This is a genomic window from Geobacillus kaustophilus, from assembly GCF_000948285.1.
Taxonomy (GTDB): domain Bacteria; phylum Bacillota; class Bacilli; order Bacillales; family Anoxybacillaceae; genus Geobacillus; species Geobacillus thermoleovorans_A.
Map to the genome: position 1 here is coordinate 3225192 of NZ_JYBP01000003.1, position 19339 is coordinate 3244530.

The following is a 19339-nucleotide window of genomic DNA, read 5'->3' on the forward strand; positions in this document are numbered from 1 at the left end:
TATTCACATCATAGACAGGAAAACCAAAAAATATTCAGCTCACTTTATGAGGTGGCTGAATAGTTACTTGAATATTGTACATTCTGTTAAATCTTACAGATATATCATCAAAAAAGTATTCGGGTAATTGGTAATTTGGTAGAGAACTAATATTTGGCTCTTCACCACAAGTTGTACTTGATGATTTAAGATCGGTGTGCATAGCGAAAATAGAGGGTACAAAAAATGCGAATTTTCCTGTATGGTAAAGGTGACCAAACCAAACCATTGGAGGAAAATTCGCATGTACGCTCAGTTTATCAAAGAACTTATCGATTTACCAGATGTTTTGATTCAAAAGGTGCGAAAAGAAGGAGATCGTTGGATTTTCGAACTTTCTCTACCTGAACAATGCCCATTATGTCCCGTCTGCTTGAAACGCACGATCAAAATGACAGGAAAAAAGAAGCAATGGATGCATGGCTATGCTCAACGAATCGGGATTTTTTGGATTGAACTTCCTGTCGAGCGCAGACGTTGTAGTACGTGTGGCATGACGTTCAGCACGTCTTATCCAGGAATCTCCCCTCGAAGTGTGGCAACAGACGCTTTTCAGCAATGGGTGGCGCAATCTTGCATCGGGACATCCATTCAGGCAGTAGCTCGGATGCTCAAACTCCCTTACACGACCGTGGAACGTTGGTTTTATACCCATGCCCCTTCCTTCCTATCGAATGATATCCAACCAAAGGCGGTTTGTGTCGATGAATTTGCCTTTCGAAAAGGGCATGACTACGGAGTGGCGATCATGGATGCCGAGACGGGAGAAGTGTATGCCATCGAAGCTGGAAAGAACGAGGAAGCCATCAGACGTGCGTTGGCGCATGTGTCTCGTTCTGTTCAGTATGTCGTAAGCGATTTAGCCCCAGCGATGAAAAAAGCCATTCAAGGGGGTTGCCCAGAGGCGACACACGTGGTCGATTATTTCCATGTCATTCAGCTGTTTACGGATGCTTTAGATCGTTGCCGCAAATATGTAGACAAAGGAAGCAGGAAACACGGAAATGTTCGTTACGTTTGCCGTTTATTGAGCACATGCCCAGAGAAATTGACGGAGGAAGAACGTCAAATCGTACGAGAATGGTGTAATGAAAGCGATGACTTAAAGTCGGTCTACCAATCGCTCCAACATTTTCGTTATGTGTCCAAAAGCAAAGACGAGCAACAGGCGAAACGACGTTTGGAGTCTTGGATTCATCGGTATTCGTTTTGTCCTTGTTCGGTTGTGCGCGCGATTGCAAAAGCGCTCGTCAAGCGAACAGAAGAAATCGTTTCTTGCATTTTATCCCCTTACTCGAATGGGAAAATGGAAGGAACGAACAACAAGATCAAGCTGATCAAACGTCGAGGATATGGATACAGAAATATCCAGCGTTTTGCATTACGGGTTCGGTTAGAAACGACTAACATACTTTAATGGCAGGTGCAAGTACATCTTTTGGTGATGAACCTAATATTTATAAGGTACTCCTTTTCTTCTCCTTCTTCAATAAATTTTAAATAAATATCTTGAGGATACAAAAACCTAAATACGTCTATTTCCTCAAGATGCTTTTTCTTCTGTTCCTGTTTACATTTTTTCAAATAGTCATACACTTCTTCAATGATTTTGGATTTGATGTTTTTTTCAAGCTCCCACTTCTCTAAAATATTTCGGTCTACCATAGCAAATCCATCCCCTTTTCTCGGTTTTACAAAAGAATCGTAAATCAAACCGAAATCCAAAAACCCACTGCACCAGAACAACAAGTAGCTCTCTATTTCTTTTCTTTATAATTTTCCCAAGAAAACTCTCAAAGAATCTCGCCAATTCGACATTGCTTTAAAACCATTTAATCTTAATGCCAAATGTTCGAACACCGAATAAGCCGGCCTTGGCGCTGGTCTTGGAAAATCTTTTGTCGTACAAGGATTTACCTTAACTTCTATCCCCGCTTCCTCAAAAATCGCTTTCGCAAATTCGTACCAAGAACAATGTCCAGAATTGGAAACATGGTAAACTCCGTATTTTTCCGTTTGAATCAGTTCCAAAATACAATTCCCTAAATCAACTGTATACGTCGGACAGCCGATTTGATCATGTACGACCATCAATTCGTCTCGTTCTTGTGCCAGTTTTAACATTGTTTTAACAAAATTATTTCCATGCTTTCCGTACACCCAAGAAGTTCTGACAATGAAAAACTTAGAGTGTAAGTCGCGAACAAATTGCTCTCCTGCTAATTTGCTTTTACCGTATACACTAAGTGGATTTGTTGGAGCAAACTCATGATATGGTACATTCGCCGTTCCATCAAAGACATAATCGGTACTTACATATACTAGTTTCGCTCCTACTTTTTCCGATACGACTACAACGTTTCTCGTTCCATACGCGTTAATGGCAAACGCTTGATCTGGCTCTGATTCTGCTAAATCCACTTTTGTATAGGCAGCCGCATGAATCACAACATCTGGTTTTACTTTGCTAATGACCTGGTGTACCTGATCGAAATTAGTAATATCTAGCTCCTCACGTCCGTATCCGTAAACCTCATAACCTCTATCTGACAACAAATCGACTAAATCTGTGCCAAGCTGACCTTTTGCACCTGTTACAACAACTTTCATAGCTTGTCACCATACTGTCTTTGGTAGTAGTTCATATATTCACCGGATTTAATATTTTTCCACCATTCTTGGTTATCGATATACCATTGGATCGTTTCAACGATACCTGTTTCAAACGTATATTGGGGTTTCCAGCCAAGCTCTGTCATAATTTTCGTTGGATCAATTGCATAACGACGATCATGCCCTGGACGATCCGCAATATATTTAATTAAATCTTTTGATACACCAAGTTTTTCAACAATTAAATGTACAATTTCATTATTTGTATGCTCATTATGTCCGCCGATATTGTATACTTCCCCAGGTCTACCTTTATGAATCACTAAATCAATCGCCGCACAATGGTCTTTAACATGCAACCAATCGCGAATATTTTGGCCGTCACCATAAATCGGAAGCTCTTTTCCTTCCAAAGCATTCGTGATCATTAACGGAATGAGTTTTTCAGGGAAGTGATATGGTCCATAGTTATTAGAACATCTTGTAATGTTCACATTTAGTCCATACGTTTCATGATACGCTCTTACAAGCAAATCTCCGCCAGCTTTGCTTGCCGAATAAGGACTATTTGGCGCTAATGGCGTCTCTTCTGTAAAATATCCCGTTTCTCCAAGCGTTCCGTACACCTCATCCGTTGAAATTTGCACATATTTCTTAATATTGTTGGCTTTCGCCACATCTAATAACGCTTGCGTGCCCAATACATTTGTTTTTACGAAAATATCAGGATCTGTAATACTGCGGTCTACATGCGATTCCGCCGCAAAGTTCACAATAACGTCAATCTCGTGCGTTTTAACAAGATAATCCACTAGCTCACGGTTATTGATATCCCCTTTTACAAATGTATAGTTCGGGTGATTTTCAACATCCTTTAAGTTTTCCAAATTACCCGCATAGGTTAATAAATCATAATTGACTACTTTATAATTTGGATATTTCTCAAGCATGTAACGGACAAAGTTGCTGCCGATAAAACCTGCTCCACCTGTAACTAAAAGATTCATTATTATCTCTCCCACTCAAAGTTGATTTCAGCATCTGCTAATAGTGGATGTTTCGTATCTTTGTCAGAAAGAATTGGATTCGCTGTCGGCCAGTCAATACCTAATGCAGGATCGTTCCATAAAATGCCGCGATCGTGTTCGGGTGAATAATATTCATCCACTTTATACTGCACTTCCGTATCTTCTACTAACGTACAAAAACCGTGTGCAAAACCTTTCGGAACAAGCAATTGCCACTTATTATCCGCGCTTAAAATAAACCCTTGCCATTTGCCAAACGTCGGTGAACCTTTACGAATATCAACAACTACGTCGTAAATAGCCCCCCTGGTAACACGAACAAGTTTCGTTTGCGCCTTCGGATTTAACTGATAATGAAGCCCGCGGATCGTTCCCGCTTGTTGCGACAACGAATGATTATCTTGAATAAAGTCGAAATCAAGCCCATATTCTGCAAAAAGTTTTTTATTGTAACTTTCCATAAAAAAGCCCCGATGGTCACCAAATACTTTTGGTTCAATAAGCAACACACCAGGCAATGAAGTCTCAATCACTTTCATAACAAGCACCCCGCCATTTTATAAATAGATTGGTTTCTTCTTCTGATTCGCGATATCTATTAAATATTGGCCGTACTGGTTCTTCTTTAACGGCTCCGCTAACTTTAACAATTGTTCCCGCGTAATATATCCTTTTACATAAGAGATTTCCTCAAGGCAAGCAACCTTTAAGCTTTGACGTTTCTCGATTGTCTCGATAAACTGCGAAGCCTCCAGCAAAGATTCATGCGTGCCGGAATCCAGCCAGCAAAAACCTCTCCCCAAAATCTCCACGTGCAATTCGCCAAGCTCCAAATATTTTTTGTTCACATCGGTAATTTCCAGCTCGCCACGCGCGGAGGGCTTAATGCTTTTCGCAAATTCAACAACGCGGTTGTCATAAAAATACAACCCTGTCACCGCATAATTCGACTTCGGGTGTTTCGGCTTTTCTTCAATCGAAAGAACTTTCCCGTTTTCATCAAACTCTATAACACCAAAACGTTCTGGGTCGTTTACATAATACCCAAACACCGTCGCGCCTGTTTTCCGTTCCACGGCGTTTTGCAATAACTTTGTCAACCCATGACCATAGAAAAGATTGTCTCCTAAAATCAACGCAACATTGTCATCACCGATAAATTCTTCCCCAATAATAAACGCCTGCGCAAGACCATCTGGCGAAGGCTGCACGGCGTAAGACAAAGAAATTCCTAGCTGTGACCCGTCTCCTAATAGCTCCGCAAACCGCGGCGTATCATTAGGAGTAGAAATAATTAAAATATCACGAATGCCAGCTAGCATTAAAACCGATAATGGATAATAAATCATTGGCTTGTCATAAATAGGCAATAATTGTTTAGATACTGCCTTTGTTAACGGGTAAAGGCGGGTACCACTCCCGCCGGCTAAAACAATACCTTTCAACGTTAATATCTCCCCTCTTAATTATAAAGTTGTAACTACTCAGTCATTTTATAGGTTCAATAGTCTCTTTGATTTTTTAGTTTACCTCGTAAATTGCTGTTAACACTTTTGAGTAAGAGGTAAAGTGTATGAGTCGAGAAGTTATTCCAGACGCATACCATTAAGGCTGAATGTTATTTCTTTGTTTTTTGAAACGTTTTACCAAAAATTGATTAGCACAATTGAGCAACTTGCACAACACATCGAACGATTAGAACATTGCATTCAAGAACTTGAATTCAAAGTATCCATTCAGCCCAATATTCGTGAGATTTTCAGAATCCAGCACCCATAGGGCATTTCCCGTATCGAAAATGCCCTAGGAGGAATGGAGAATCGTTTGGAGAGACTCCCCACTTAGAAGTCTTTGCAACGATTCCCAAACCGGCTTTCCGTGTTTTTGCAGGGTAGAAATGACGCTGCGCATGACACAGAAAGCCTCGGCATCGTCTTCCTGACGAAACGTTCCGGAAATTTTTTGTTTGACTTTCACCATCCGCAAATCGCGCTCGGCTTGGTTGTTGTCAAACGGTACTTCTTTCTTTCGCAGGAAGAGAAGCGCTTCTTGCTTGCGCTTTTCTAGACGCTGGATGAAATTCTGCGCGTTGCGGGCGCCTTCATGCTTGCCTTGTCGGCAACGCTCCTCGAGTTCTCGGCGACCATTCGCTAGAAGCTCGTCGTACACGGCTTCCCAATACCGGACTTCCTCTTCCGGTAGAGCTCCGCCCGCGTTCTCCACCGCCTGTTTCATCTCTAACAGCGCTTCGGTCATCTCTTTCGACCATGAATGGCCGTAAAGTTCTGTATATGCCCGAAGCTCCCGGAGATGATGGGCGTGGCAAAGCGCATGGCTCGCCTCTGTGTACATCGGGTACACCGAATACGCATCGTGTACCATCGTTCCTTTGTACCGTGGCAAGATCCCGATGTCGTCCGTCGCTTTCTTTCCACGAGAGCGATGAAGTCCGTATCGGGTGACCTTGGCAGTGGAAGCCACGTGCACCCATTGGTTCTTTCCGTTCACACGCAGGCTCGTTTCATCGACGTGCAACGTCTTGGAAGCGAGCAGCGCCGCGTCGATCTCTTTGATCGCTGCTTCTACCACAGGCAGCCACCGTCTCGTCATGTTCACGACTGTGCCTGCACTTATCGAATGATCCACTAGCGCTTTGACCATCTCCGTGACACGCTCGTACGGGATCAACTGCGCATGATTCCAGTATAAAACAAGGGAAGTGATGGCTGGACCGTACTGGACATGATTTGTGACATAAAAAGGGAACTCCGCCTGCTGGACGAGATGACATTCCGGACACCCCTTTACTTCCCGTTCGTGTTGAGTCACTTCCATGCGAACCACGGGAAGGTCGAACACTTGGCGAATGTCTACTTGAAGCGGAGCAACATGTTCTAGAGAGTGACCACATCCTTTGCATTGGGTCACGCGGTGAAGGACTCGGTGGTCAGGGTTTGGTACTTGGCGGAGCGTCGTTCCTCGGTGCCCCGGCTGCCCTCCCGGCTGTTTCTGCGACGGTTGGCGAGAAGGAGATTTCGCCACAAACCGGTCAGAAGACGGCGGCAAATGGCTATTGGTACTGTTTTTTTTCGTACAGGCTTCTAATTCTGCAATACGTGCTTTCCATTGTTGGGTTTCTTGTCGAAGCCGTTGGTTTTCTTGACGTAGTTGCTCGTTTTCTCGAACGAGTTTTTCAATCGTTTGTGCTTGGCGCTGAATTTTTGCGACCATGCTTTCGAGTGTAAAAACTGCTTGTTGGAAATCAAAAACAACGGTTGCCATCCTTTTCACCTCCCTTGTCTTGGATGGTACTATATAGATGCAATTTGAAGCTTTACCATTTGTAGTTTTTCCCGAGTATTTGATCGACTGTCGGGCGACCGAACAACGCCGCTTCCAGACCCATATATGGGCCTGTGAAGCAGGCGGTTGTTCGGTCTTCCGTCACGCCTTGGCGTGACGGAGGCAAGCCTGTGGCTTGCCTCCGTCAGTCGAAAATGGGCAAACCGCTTTTCCGTCAAGGATATGTTAAACTTCTTCGTTGCATCTATATAGTATAGACAAGGGGAACAGAAATAAACCCGATCTCGTAAACTTTTTCTATGTAATGGCTGAACAGTTACAATTCAAAAGTAAAAACTCTAAAACAACCATAATCTACCTTTGATAGAACCTGTAATGTTTAGATAGAGTTTAATTTTTTGTATTTTTTATTTTAGATAGTAACCATGCTATACTTTTTCGATATAAAACTATCGATAAAAGAAACATTATACAAAAATAAAATAATAAACCATAATACCAAGTAAAATAATTAGCACTTATTAAGAATGTTATACCATGTACTTCCAAAAAAAATATTTCTCTTTTTGTGCCTTTTAAGTAATTAAAATCAATAAAAATGGAATAGATATACCAAACTATATATGATAGTAAAGTTGCAAATGCAATTGAATCCATAGAGCGAAACAATAGGAACGCTAAGCCGTTAAGTATTATTCCTACAACAAAAACCGTAAGAACTACCTTTAAGTACTTTTTCTCCTGTTTCCTAGCTTTATAAATATTTAATATTATTACATTTATAACCATCAAGTATGGAAATGTTGTAAATGATATTGCGATTATACTTAGCGCTACCTCATATTTGGATAACAACAATTTGACAATAAAATCTAAAATAAAGTAAATACATCCTGCCAACGCTCCGATTATTAGTAAGATGTCTTTTATTAATATTAACGTATCCTTATCTTCATTCTTGGCAATATAGTTATAAAATGTTAAACCTACTCCGTTAATAATGAGTAAAACCATATTCATCATAGAGACTGCAAATGAATAATAAGCGAAATTTTTTATTCCAAAAAATAATTGAACAATCCAGCTTCCAATAGAGGAAATTAACAAAACACATATATTTCCAACTAGAATAAAAATGCCTACTTTATTATATTTTAATATACTTACTTGTCCCTTAGCTTTTATCCCTCTTGTATATTTGTAAAAATCCACCTCCATTATTATATATACAATTAAATATGTCACCACTGTAAATAATATATAACTGGTAGCACTTCTCTCTCTAAAAAAAAGTAACAAGCTAATTAATAGTAAATTTATTAGGGTGGACGTTATACTTATATAGGAGTATTTTTTAAATTGGCCAGTAGCTTGATAAAATAATTTATGGAATGATCCAACATTTAACGGTAATACTGAAAGAGCAAATAAAATATAAAAAATATTTTTAAATAGAAAGGCTCCTAAAAATATAATTGTAGCAATTGCTAATTGATACAAAAAAAATACATCGTGCTCTTTTCTTAACACTTGCTTATTAACTAGGTCTCTATTTATTCCACCATATTTTAAATACATTGCATCTATAAATCCAAAATGGAGTAAACCAATATATCCAGCATAAAATAAAAAAAGTCGATACTCTCCATAACTCTCTACACTTAAAAAGGTAGGAAGAATTAATCCTAAAACAACGTTAGATAATAATAATATTAAATTAGAAAAAACTACTCTAAGCGCATTCTTAATAAACTGCATTTTTAATCACAACTTCCAATAATAAAATTTAAGTAAGGTAAATAAATTTTGAAACCTAATTATTTAATTCTTTAATTTCGTAGAGGATTGGATTTTTCCTTGGTTAAATCATAATTTCCCCACACAGTTTAACTGTTGATAGCAATTAAAAAAATGCATGTTTCAGCAGTATGTTTTCTATATATCACAGATTGATATGGAGAGGTGGCTGTAGTAGGCTTATTTACCATAAAAAAGCTGTGACTGTTGTCTTTTGAGGAGAACCATAGCCATATAAACTCCATGTCAAGAAGAAAATTTATAATGAAGATGGTGCTGAAAAACTAGAGTAAAAACTCGAAGTTATGCAATGATACAAATACAATACATGCAGTAAATACTGATGAAATTCGTACCATCTTGACTGTTCCAACCCGTTACTCTTTAACTCATTAAATACCCGTTCCATCTCGCGGCGAAGTCCGAACAGCCATTGGCCAAACCTCGTTTTCAAAAAGACAGGAAGAACCCGTCCATACGCATCTTTCCGCTCCTCGCTATTGCGGCGGTTGATGGGGGAAATGAATATGATTTCTGCTGTTCGGCTGTTTGTCGAACCTTTTCGCTGTCATACGCGGCATCCCCTAATGTGAATTCCATATCCCATTGCCCCAAAGAAACAAGCAATTCTAGTGGCACTGCCGCATCATTCCGATTCGCTATGGTCAACACATGAGATAAAATAAAATGATTTCCTCCGCAGTAGTGCAGAGATGGAGCTTATATCCCTTTCAACCAGTGGTATCGGGTGGACACTCTTCACTTTGCCTGTGAATCGTAAAGACTGCTTCGAAGGGCCGTGCTGTCGATCCGCACGATTGGGGATATCGTACTTCTAGATCTTTGAACAGCTGTGCATGAAAAACAGGAAATCCCTGTTCCCGAAATCACTTCGCTGCGCGAGAAAACGTAGAAAAATGAGGGACTTCACTAAGCCCGCAAGCCCGCTGAAAACAGCGAAAACGCTAATTTTCACAAGGAATCGATGGTAAAATAGGTTTTCAAAAAGAAACATTTCAATAACAATTTTTCGACACCAGCGGTCTTCTTGGAAATCATGATCGTGTTTATCCCTTGGAAGGGTGTTTTTTGGTCACTTTAACTGTATATGATTCCAAGGTAGTGAATTTTTGTTTACATTTATGCATGAATCATGCGTTTTGCAACACGTTTTATTATCTGTATTTCGATTTAAGCCTTTTGCTATAACTTAAACCAATTAAAACTAGAATTCTAAAAGTCAGAAAATATCCTAATGTTATTAAACAAAACCAAACCAAGTTATTTACTCTCCCGGTCATATACTTATTGATAAAAAGTATAATAAGTGTAACTGTAAACAATAAAGCATAGTATTTCACTCTAAAAGAATCATTGTTTTTCACAAAACGTTGCATCCCTATAAGATTATATTTCTCCTTAGTTGAATGCTCTATGGTTCTAACTAACGGAAAAAATATTATACTAATCAATAATGGTATTAATGATTTTGAAAAAGGTACTACTAATAAAATAAAAGCATAATATTTAATGATATTTAGTAGAGCAAAAGTAAAAATGTTATATCTACTTCTTATAGTGTTATGAAGATAAAAAAAATAACTAACTCCTATAAGAGATATAAAGAATTGAAAAGTATAGATTTTCACATTAAAAGTTCGACTAATTAAAAATAGAAAGATCAACGAAATTACTGATATTAACACTTTTGAGAGGATGATTTTCCAAAAATTTCCTCTTAAATACTCAACTTCACTCATCGTTATACGCATATTTGGTTTTTTTTCTTTTTTAATCGTAATAGTATCATTTACTATATATCCAATTTCGTACACACAAAAGAAAGCTAGCGTAGCTAGTAAAAAAGATACATAAGTATATAGTGATTTAACCTCTGAGAAATAGATAGTCATACTAAGAGTCGGAAAAAATATTAAAATAAACCAAGAGATTTTATTTAATTTGGTTTTAAATCTACTGTAGAACATGTAATATAGCGGTATATAAAATTTCACTTTATTAAACCTCCAGAAGTTCAATATGGTTTAATTTCTTAGATAACCAAAAATTTTTGTTTTTCTTTTTTGAAACAATGAATCCCTTTGTAGCAATCTCTATAAGATCTAAATCTGTTTTATTATCAGTGACAACAACTAAATCCGAGTATTGTTTGTATTCCTTTTTGAATATCTCTTTCTTTTTGAGTAAAATATCTTTATCATACTTGCCCGTTACCACATTGTCCTTAATTTTGAGTGATGAAGCATAAAATGCATCTGCATTTATTAGTTTCATCACTTCTTCAACTATGAATGAATATGAGCCCGAGAATAAAACAATATGATATCCTGCATTTTTATATTGCACAATCAAATCATATATCTGCTTATTCAATTTATATTTTACTAATATCTTAACAAATTCTTTGCTAGCCTTTTGAATATCTTCAAGCGAGCTACCATTTAAAAACCTGGTTGCAATTAACCTCATTAAATCTATTTTAGTAAGTTTATAAATTAAATGATTAGTAATCTTTAGAATAATACTCTTCCTTATTTTGTTAAATACACGAAATGTTTTATTATTTTTTAGATAGTATTCTAAAAAATCAAAAGTAGTATTAGAATGAAATATCGTCCCACAAACATCAAATAGTGCGATCTTCAATTAACTCCCCCCTTTAAAACCTTTGAAAACAACCAACTAAATAACATAGAATACCCCTGTAAAGTTTCTTTAAGTTGTTTTAAAGAGCCCTTTGCAATAGCAATACATGATCTTGAGAAAAGTTCAACAGTTAAAGAAACAATAATTAAAATGATTGAATTCAATAATGAGTGGTTCTTAAGGGAGTATTGAATTCTGCTTCTAAGTGAGTAAAATAAACGTGTCGCTTTAATCTGTTCGGATACTCCACCACCCTTATGAAAAACTTGGGCATCTGCTAAATAGTAACTATAATAACCTTCTTTAAATGCTCTATAAGAAAAATCTACTTCTTCGAAATAAACAAAGAATCTTTCATCGAATCCATTTAATTTTTCAAATAGCTCTCGACGGACTAAGAAAAATGCCCCTAAAACTTGATCAACCTGCCGATTTTCATTATGATCCCATGTTTCCATTTTATAAGTAGGAAAAATATTAGGAGCTAAGCGATTTAAGCCAAAAGCTTTATTAACAAAATGTATTGCTTTAGGAAACTTTGAACAACTACGGTTAACGGTACCATCTTCTTCTAGTAATTGAACCCCTATAATACCTATCTTTTTATTTTCTGGTTTTTCCATAAAGGATAATGGATTTATTAAAGAATTTTCAAATAACATTGTATCTGGATTTAAAAACAGTAAATAATCAGCCTTACTATTTAATGCTCCTTGATTACAAGCGGCTCCAAACCCCTTATTCTCTTCATTGTATATAATTTCTAATGGTAATTCTTTTTTTAAATCTATTATGCTGCTAATCGATTCATCCTGGGAATTATTATCAACAACAACAACTCTATCTATTGAAAGACCAGTTTTATTTGTTTTAATGATAGAAGATAAACAATCTTTAAGCTGTAATCCACTATTCCAATTTACTATTACTATATCCAAAGTAACCATCGTTATCCCCCCTCCCTGAAAACTTGTTCCTGCAATACGGGATTAGAACCTTAAAGAAGAGAAAGCCATATATATAATTCATATATATAATTATTGAATCCATTGACTAGTCAAAGTTATATACTGGTCATGAAAAAAATTATTACCTAAAGGATATAGTGAGAGTGAATATAGATAAATATAGAAGCTCTCTTTATTAGTAGCTCTAATAAATAAGTCTGTATAAAGCCAATTAAAAATATAAAAATAGCAAAACACGCATTAATCCAAAATCCACATAATAAGGAAAATATACTGCATATACATTTGTTGCAAATGGAACAAATGTGAACTCTTGGATCAATTGCGGAACTGGTACTTCAAAACCAATTTTATACAGTATCGCATTTACAAATCTAAAAGTATAAAAGAAATTAATATTTCCACTAACCAGTGTTTCTATACAAGTTTAGAGTGAAAAACAGACATAAGTAAGACTTTTAAGATGGGCAAAAGAATAGTCCAAACGCTTTATACATATCTCGGAAAATCAATTTGTATTTATGAACTTTAAAAAGCCGACCTAATTGACTTAAATTAAAACCTTATAAATATATAAAGGTAAGAGTACAGGCGGAATTACCTTTAAGTTTTAGGAAACTTTTTCAATGGTATATTTTTTAATTGTTTAGTTTTTTAAACCTTTTTCTCTGGTAAATATATAATTGTTAAAAGCCATATCACCAAGAATAAAAAATATAGTTACAAAAGTTTTCTACTAACAAATTTATTGCTACAAAAAAAGTAATAAATAATATTGTGGTTTCGTAACTATTCACCCCGATGCTAGTGTGTAAAGTAGCCCAGCACAAATAGGGCATTTCTGTCATAGAAAATGCCCTACGTAGCGGAAAGAACACGATCTATCGTTTCGCCTGTCAACAGAAGACACAACGAGTCCCACACGTTTTTTTCGTGCTTGGTGAGTGTGGAAACGATGCTCCTTGCGATGCAAAACGACTGCGCGAACGTTTCCTGACGAAATGTACCCGAGATGTTCTCTTTGACTTTGACCATGCGAAGATCCCGTTCGGCTTGGTTGTTGTCAAAAGGAACGTGAGCTTCACGCAAAAAGCGCAACGCTTCTTCCTTTCGTTTTTGAAGTCGCCGAACGAAGGAGAGCGCTTTTTTCGGCAACGGTGTCATCCCTTCCAACTGATGGTTGGCTTTCTCGAGTATGCGATCATACACGTGCTCCCAACGTTTCGCTTCTTCTTCAGGAAGAAAGCCACCATGTTGTTCGACCACTTGTTTGGCATTTAATAGAAACGTGGTCATCCGTTTTGCCCATGTATGCCCTTGTTCGATGAATCCTTTCAAGTCACGTAAATGATGGGCATGACAAAGGGCATGTGTGGCTTCGGTGTATCTCGGGTATGTACCGAATGCATCATGCATCATCGTTCCTTTATATCGTGGAAGAATCCCGATTTCATCGGTTGCTTTCTTTCCACGAGAAGCGTGAGGAGCTAAGTACGTATATGCGGATGTACAGGCGACATGAACCCAGGCCTGTTTGCCATCGATCCGCAAGCTCGTTTCATCGACATGCAAGATGTCCGATTGAAGCAATGCTTCCTCGATGATGTCCATGTTTGGTTCGAGTGCTTCGCGACCTCGTTTGACCATATTGACAAGTGTTCCTGTGCTGATCGGATGTTGATATAGCTCTTCCATCATGTCACGTAAACGTTGATATGGAATCATTTGTATGTTGTATAAATACACGACAAGCGCCGTGATCCGTGGACCATATTGCACATGATTGGTGACGTGTGATGGGAACTCGGCTTGTTGCACGCATCGGCAATGTGGACATGATTTCACTTCGCGTTCATGTTGTGTCACTTCCATCGTCACGAGAGGCAGATCAAACACTTGACGGACATCGACTTTGAACGGTTTTACGTCACGCAAAGAAGACCCGCATCCTTGACACGTATCTACGCGATGGACGACACGATGGTGTGGATGTTCCACTTGACAGAGCGTCGTTCCCTCATGTCCCTCCTGTCCGCCAGGCTTTTTGCCAGACGGCTCGCGGGAGGAACGCTTTTTCTCAAAACGGTCGGAAGATGGGGGCAGATGGCTATTAGAGCTGTTTTTTTTCGTGCGTGCTTCCAGCTCTTGAACGCGATACTTCAGTTGTTCATTTTCTTTGCGTAGCTGTTTGTTTTCTTGACGCAAATGTTCATTTTCTTGAATGAGTTGATGAATGAGCTGTTTTTGTTGTTGGACTTTGCTGATTAAGCTTTCAACCGTCAATACAGCTTGTTGTACCGTCAACATGCGATTCACCTCCTTGTCTATCAATATTCACATCATAGACAGGAAAACCAAAAAATATTCAGCTCACTTTATGAGGTGGCTGAATAGTTACGTGGTTTCACTACTATACTTACTTAGGTGTCTTGTTTGTTATAGAATATGCTCTTAATAATCATTAATCAATCCCATACTATTTTTTTCTGAAAACATGAAACCCATTCTTCTCAACAATAGTTTTTACCGCAAGATCCTCCTCTAAATAATTGAGATACACTATGATGAATGGTAAAAGATACAATGTTCTAAAATAAACTAGATTTGAAAATCCAATTTCAAATAACATTAACACAAAAAATAACAAATATGCTGTATTTTTTGATTTCAAGTTTTTGTAAAGAAACATGAACAGAGTCAAATAAATTACTAATGTAAAAAAGAATGTACCCCTTAAAGCTGTTTCTATTATACCGGAATCTGCATACATTAATTCCGGAGAGAATCCAATACCTACTCCTCTAAATGGGTTTTCTGAAATATATTCAAGATTATTTCGCAATCCTCCCGTTTGAGAATATCGACCAATAAACCCGTTTCTTTCAGAAGTTAATTTATCTTGGATTAGAGCACTAAAGCTTTCTATAAAGTATCCTACTGAATCCCAATTAATAATAAATACTATTAAAAGAAAAAATGTTAGGCAGTAAAGAAAAATTGTTTTTTTTCTCAATAAAATAATTAAGAAGTACATTAAACCTATTAAAACGAACAAATAACCGGTAACCGAATTTAAGGCTACTCCAAGAATTAAATAAGCAACAACTAAGCATAGATATAATACTTTTTTTGTTTTTTCGAAGCTTTTAAAGTTCAAAAATGCAAAGATAAAAAAGTAAAAACCAGCAATAGAATGTGTAGAAAATGTTAAAACTGGTTTATCAAAAGCCATCATAAGTACCATTAATTCTGGGTAAAAGTCATTATAATAGTTAGTAAAGAATTCTTTGACTAACAAGTTTTGATTTACAATAAAAAAACCTAACACTAAATTCAATATATTAACGATTATAAAAACTTTAGGTACAAGATTATTTACCTTTATGTCTTTTAAATTTAAACAAAAAAGCACGGATAATAAAAAATAAAGAACACTAGCACCATAAGAGTATTCTACGAATGGGCTAAACAAAGTATTAACTGCTAAGATTAAATTTATACAAATAAACGAAATCAAAAAAAATATATTTAATTTAAAATTTAGGAGTATGAGTAAAGCAAACATAGCCATAAGCAAAAATAAATTAACATATAACATAACTTGAGATATATTTGAATTTATTGAAGTCGGCGTAAAAATCCCAACTACAAATAATAGAGCTACGATAAATGTATTTAGTTTTTGTTTAATTAATCCCATTGAAATTTCTGACCTCATATTTTTTCTCCTTCAAAGCAGAATAATAGATTATACTGCGGAAAATTATTTTCAAGGGATTTTCAAACTTTGTCAAAGGCAAGCAGCGAATCATTCCCACCTATGGAAAGCACTAAGGCGTCAAGCTGATCGGTACGTTAAATTACGAAACAGGTGACCTTTTTTGTGTAGAAGAAGAACGTTACGATGCCGAAGCCTTTCTCCAGTTTCTTCAGCGTGTGTTGGAACAATATCCGACTGGGAAGATCGTGATGGTGCTTGACAACGCCCGTATTCACCATGCCAAACTCATTCAACCGTTTTTGGAAGAACACAAGCACCGCTTAGAGCTATTGTTTTTGCAGCCATACAGCCCTCAACTCAATCTCATTGCAGGGCTGTGGAAATGGCTGAAATCGGATGTGATTTATAACGCGTTCTATTCCTCTGTGCAAGAAATTCGTGCAAATGTGCAAGAGTTTATTTGTCGACTCAATCAACAACCAGAACAAGCAATCGATCAGATTGTAAATCTTTAATTCAACTTATACATATAAGTTCAGATTGAAAAATCGACATAAGTAAGGCGTTTAAGTTAGGCAAAAGAGCGATTAAGACGTTTTATATATGTCGGCAAATCAATCTGGATTTATATAATTCATTATAGTAAATGACAGGAGTAATAATCACATTTCTTTGAATTTGGTTTTTTAAGTAATTACCAATCACTCTGCAATATTTCGCACCAAATAAACTAATTCCGTAAGAGCCATTATAGATATAATTACATAGGATTAGATGTTTTTGAGATAAACCTGTCTCTTCTGTAAAGGTAAGCGTTTGATTTGTTTTCCCCTACTTCCGCATCAACTGTTGAACTAACGTAGTATACTATTTTGAATAAATATATCTTATATACCAATTAACAAACCTTTTAATTCCTTCTTGAATAGGAGTATCGGGCTTAAATCCCACATCATTAATCAAATCAGAAATATCCGCATACGTTTGGTAAACATCACCTGGCTGCATTGGATAAAATTCCTTTATTGCCTTTTTGCCTAGTGCATGTTCAATTGCCTGGATAAAGTCTATTAGCTTTACCGGCTTGTTGTTGCCTATATTATAAATCTTATACGGTAACTCTTTATTCTTAAGAGCAGCAGAATTTTCTATTAGTTTAGTTACTCCATTTACAATGTCATCAATGTACGTGAAATCTCGATACATATCACCATTATTAAATATTTTTATAGGTTTCCCTTCCATAATAGCTTTTGTGAAAGAAAAATACGCCATATCAGGTCTTCCATAAGGACCATAGACCGTAAAGAAACGCAAACCAGTCGTTGGTATTTTATAAAGATGGCTATAAGTATGCGCCATTAGTTCATTTGATTTTTTGGTTGCTGCATATAAGCTAACTGGATTATCTACTCTATCTTCCGTCGAAAATGGAATTTTCTTATTTGCACCATAAACAGAGCTTGATGATGCATAAAGGAGATGGTCAACTTGATGGTGCCTACACATTTCAAGAATATTTAAGAATCCAACAATATTTGATTGTATATAGGCGTCCGGGTTTTCAATGCTGTATCTTACACCGGCTTGTGCAGCAAGATTAATGACGACATTAATTTTATTTTCAGCAAACAGTTTTGCAAGATATTCCTTATCCGTTAAATCTGCTTTATGGAAAGTAAAGTTTTCATATTTATTTAATATATTTAGACGGCTGTCCTTAAGGGTAACATCATAATAATCATTAAGGTTATCATACCCTATAACTTTGCACCCCATCTCCAACAGCTTTTTAGATAAGTGCATACCGATAAAGCCAGCAGCACCTGTTACTAGATATGTCTTTTTACAATCAACAGGTTTCAAATTCATTTTTTAAACCCCTACCCCGTAATATTTAAATCCTTTTTCAAGCATTGTTTTTTTGTTATAAATATTCCTTAAATCAAAGAAGTAATCACCGCCGTTGATTTCTCTATACTTTTCAAAATCAAGATTTCTAAACTCATTCCATTCAGTGAGAATGACAGTTGCATCCGTATTTGCAATAGCGTCGTAAGCTGTTTCACACCAAGTAATATTCTCTTGAATCTCTTTAAGACGCCATGTTCCCTCTTTTATGCCTTTAGGGTCGTATATCTTAAATTTTGCTCCTCGCTTAGCAAGCTCTGGTAAAATTACAAGCGCAGGTGCTTCTCTCATATCATCGGTATTAGGCTTAAATGTAATACCAAGAATAGCAAGAGTTTTGCCTTCAACACTCCCCATGGCATTAACAATTTTGTCTACCATCTTAAGCTTTTGTCTTTCGTTAGCTTTTATCGTTGCTTCAACCAGAGAAAGTGTTTCACCGTGTTCTTGAGCAATTCTTGCGAGAGCCTTTGTATCTTTCGGGAAACAACTTCCTCCATAACCAGGCCCTGCATGCAAAAATTTTGGTGAAATACGACCATCTTTCCCCATAGCTTTGGCCACTTTTTGAACATCAGCTCCGACCTTTTCACACAAGTTAGCAATTTCATTAATAAAGGTTACTTTCATTGCAAGAAAGGCATTTGAGGCATACTTTATCATCTCTGCCGTTTCAATATTTGTTTCTACAAATGGAGTTTCATTGATATATAGAACTCTATAGACATCTTTCATTATATTAAAAGCTCTTTCACTCTCTGCACCTATTACAACTCTATCTGGATGAGTAAAATCATGAACAGCCGACCCCTCTCTTAAAAATTCCGGGTTCGATACCACATCAAAAGGAAAGTCTACCCCTCTTTCTTTAAGAGTTTCCTGAACCACTGCCTTAACTTTTTGACCAGTCCCCACAGGGACAGTTGACTTATTTACAATCACCTTATATCCATTCATAAATTTTGCAATATTATTTGCTACCGTAAATACATATTGAAGGTCGGCACTGCCATCATCAGAGGGTGGTGTACCTACAGCTATAAAAATTATATCATTATTTTCAACTGCTTCTTTAATATCAGTTGTAAAGTTAAGTCGTCTATAAAAAAAGTTTCTTTGTACTATCGTTTCAAGCCCCGGCTCGTATATAGGAATAATTCCTTTTTTTAGATTTTCAATCTTTTCATGATCAATATCTACACAGGTTACTTCGTGACCAAAGTCTGATAGAAGCGCTCCTGACACTAAACCGACATATCCTGTACCGACTACTGCTATTTTGGACATATTCT

General features: G+C 36.9%; 14 protein-coding genes and 2 pseudogenes. 2 read left to right on the plus strand and 14 right to left on the minus strand.

Going from position 1 to position 19339, the window contains the following annotated elements; genetic code table 11:
* Positions 1–283: 283 nt before the first annotated feature.
* Entirely contained in the window at positions 284–1456 is a 1173-nt protein-coding gene (locus LG52_RS16560; RefSeq protein WP_044732775.1) for an ISL3 family transposase, read from the plus strand.
* On the opposite strand, the gene LG52_RS16565 is transcribed toward LG52_RS16560, so the two are convergent.
* From LG52_RS16565 to LG52_RS16625, 12 genes and pseudogenes are all read right to left on the minus strand, one after another.
* Positions 1453–1785: a hypothetical protein gene (locus LG52_RS16565; RefSeq protein ID WP_156135650.1), complete on the minus strand. Its 333-nt coding sequence runs from the start codon at positions 1783–1785 to the stop codon at positions 1453–1455. The genes LG52_RS16560 and LG52_RS16565 overlap by 4 nt on opposite strands.
* 24 nt (positions 1786–1809) lie before the next feature.
* Positions 1810–2649, minus strand: a complete 840-nt coding sequence (gene rfbD, locus LG52_RS16570; protein WP_044732777.1) for a dTDP-4-dehydrorhamnose reductase — start codon at positions 2647–2649, stop codon at positions 1810–1812.
* A complete protein-coding gene (rfbB, locus tag LG52_RS16575) occupies positions 2646–3659 on the minus strand; it encodes a dTDP-glucose 4,6-dehydratase (RefSeq protein ID WP_044732778.1) in 1014 nt (337 codons plus the stop codon). The genes rfbD and rfbB overlap by 4 nt, the downstream gene beginning before the upstream one ends.
* 2 nt (positions 3660–3661) lie before the next feature.
* Entirely contained in the window at positions 3662–4219 is a 558-nt protein-coding gene (gene rfbC / locus LG52_RS16580) for a dTDP-4-dehydrorhamnose 3,5-epimerase (protein ID WP_044732779.1), read from the minus strand.
* A gap of 18 nt (positions 4220–4237) precedes the next feature.
* A complete protein-coding gene (gene rfbA, locus LG52_RS16585) occupies positions 4238–5125 on the minus strand; it encodes a glucose-1-phosphate thymidylyltransferase RfbA (protein WP_044732780.1) in 888 nt (295 codons plus the stop codon).
* 358 nt (positions 5126–5483) lie between these two features.
* Entirely contained in the window at positions 5484–6962 is a 1479-nt protein-coding gene (gene tnpC / locus LG52_RS16590) for an IS66 family transposase (RefSeq protein ID WP_044731986.1), read from the minus strand.
* A 411-nt stretch (positions 6963–7373) separates the two neighbouring features.
* Positions 7374–8741, minus strand: coding sequence for a lipopolysaccharide biosynthesis protein (locus LG52_RS16595; protein WP_044732781.1), 1368 nt, complete (start codon positions 8739–8741; stop codon positions 7374–7376).
* Between the two features lie 323 nt (positions 8742–9064).
* Positions 9065–9812 (minus strand): annotated as a pseudogene (locus tag LG52_RS20950) (transposase); the annotation flags it as partial.
* Positions 9813–10799: 987 nt separating this feature from the next.
* Positions 10800–11447: an HAD family hydrolase gene (locus tag LG52_RS16610; RefSeq protein WP_044732783.1), complete on the minus strand. Its 648-nt coding sequence runs from the start codon at positions 11445–11447 to the stop codon at positions 10800–10802.
* On the minus strand, positions 11444–12394 hold the full coding sequence (locus LG52_RS16615; protein WP_044732784.1) for a glycosyltransferase family 2 protein: 951 nt from the start codon (positions 12392–12394) through the stop codon (positions 11444–11446). Before LG52_RS16615 ends, LG52_RS16610 begins: the two co-directional genes overlap by 4 nt.
* Positions 12395–13273: 879 nt before the next feature.
* Positions 13274–14722 carry an IS66 family transposase gene (gene tnpC / locus LG52_RS16620; RefSeq protein ID WP_044732785.1) on the minus strand — a complete coding sequence of 483 codons (1449 nt, stop codon included), beginning with the start codon at positions 14720–14722 and terminating at the stop codon, positions 13274–13276.
* Between the two features lie 169 nt (positions 14723–14891).
* On the minus strand, positions 14892–16133 hold the full coding sequence (locus tag LG52_RS16625; protein WP_044732786.1) for a hypothetical protein: 1242 nt from the start codon (positions 16131–16133) through the stop codon (positions 14892–14894).
* A 68-nt stretch (positions 16134–16201) separates the two neighbouring features.
* Between LG52_RS16625 and LG52_RS16630 the strand changes: the two are divergent.
* A pseudogene (locus LG52_RS16630) lies at positions 16202–16651 on the plus strand (IS630 family transposase); the annotation flags it as partial.
* Between the two features lie 352 nt (positions 16652–17003).
* Here the strand turns inward: LG52_RS16630 and LG52_RS16635 are convergent.
* Together LG52_RS16635 and LG52_RS16640 are read right to left on the minus strand one after the other, a co-directional pair.
* A complete protein-coding gene (locus tag LG52_RS16635; protein WP_044732787.1) occupies positions 17004–18008 on the minus strand; it encodes an NAD-dependent epimerase in 1005 nt (334 codons plus the stop codon).
* Between the two features lie 3 nt (positions 18009–18011).
* Positions 18012–19334 (minus strand): UDP-glucose dehydrogenase family protein, encoded by a 1323-nt coding sequence (locus LG52_RS16640; protein WP_044732788.1) that lies wholly within the window; start codon positions 19332–19334, stop codon positions 18012–18014.
* Positions 19335–19339: the final 5 nt, after the last annotated feature.

Bases quoted from the DNA above. Each gene is read 5' to 3' on its own strand.
- LG52_RS16560 (WP_044732775.1), top strand. From the start codon at position 284: ATGTACGCTCAGTTTATCAAAGAACTTATCGATTTACCAGATGTTTTG.
- rfbD (WP_044732777.1), bottom strand. From the start codon at position 2,649: ATGAAAGTTGTTGTAACAGGTGCAAAAGGTCAGCTTGGCACAGATTTA.
- rfbB (WP_044732778.1), bottom strand. From the start codon at position 3,659: ATGAATCTTTTAGTTACAGGTGGAGCAGGTTTTATCGGCAGCAACTTT.
- rfbC (WP_044732779.1), bottom strand. From the start codon at position 4,219: ATGAAAGTGATTGAGACTTCATTGCCTGGTGTGTTGCTTATTGAACCA.
- tnpC (WP_044731986.1), bottom strand. From the start codon at position 6,962: ATGGCAACCGTTGTTTTTGATTTCCAACAAGCAGTTTTTACACTCGAA.
- LG52_RS16595 (WP_044732781.1), bottom strand. From the start codon at position 8,741: ATGCAGTTTATTAAGAATGCGCTTAGAGTAGTTTTTTCTAATTTAATA.
- LG52_RS16615 (WP_044732784.1), bottom strand. From the start codon at position 12,394: ATGGTTACTTTGGATATAGTAATAGTAAATTGGAATAGTGGATTACAG.
- tnpC (WP_044732785.1), bottom strand. From the start codon at position 14,722: ATGTTGACGGTACAACAAGCTGTATTGACGGTTGAAAGCTTAATCAGC.
- LG52_RS16625 (WP_044732786.1), bottom strand. From the start codon at position 16,133: ATGAGGTCAGAAATTTCAATGGGATTAATTAAACAAAAACTAAATACA.
- LG52_RS16635 (WP_044732787.1), bottom strand. From the start codon at position 18,008: ATGAATTTGAAACCTGTTGATTGTAAAAAGACATATCTAGTAACAGGT.
- LG52_RS16640 (WP_044732788.1), bottom strand. From the start codon at position 19,334: ATGTCCAAAATAGCAGTAGTCGGTACAGGATATGTCGGTTTAGTGTCA.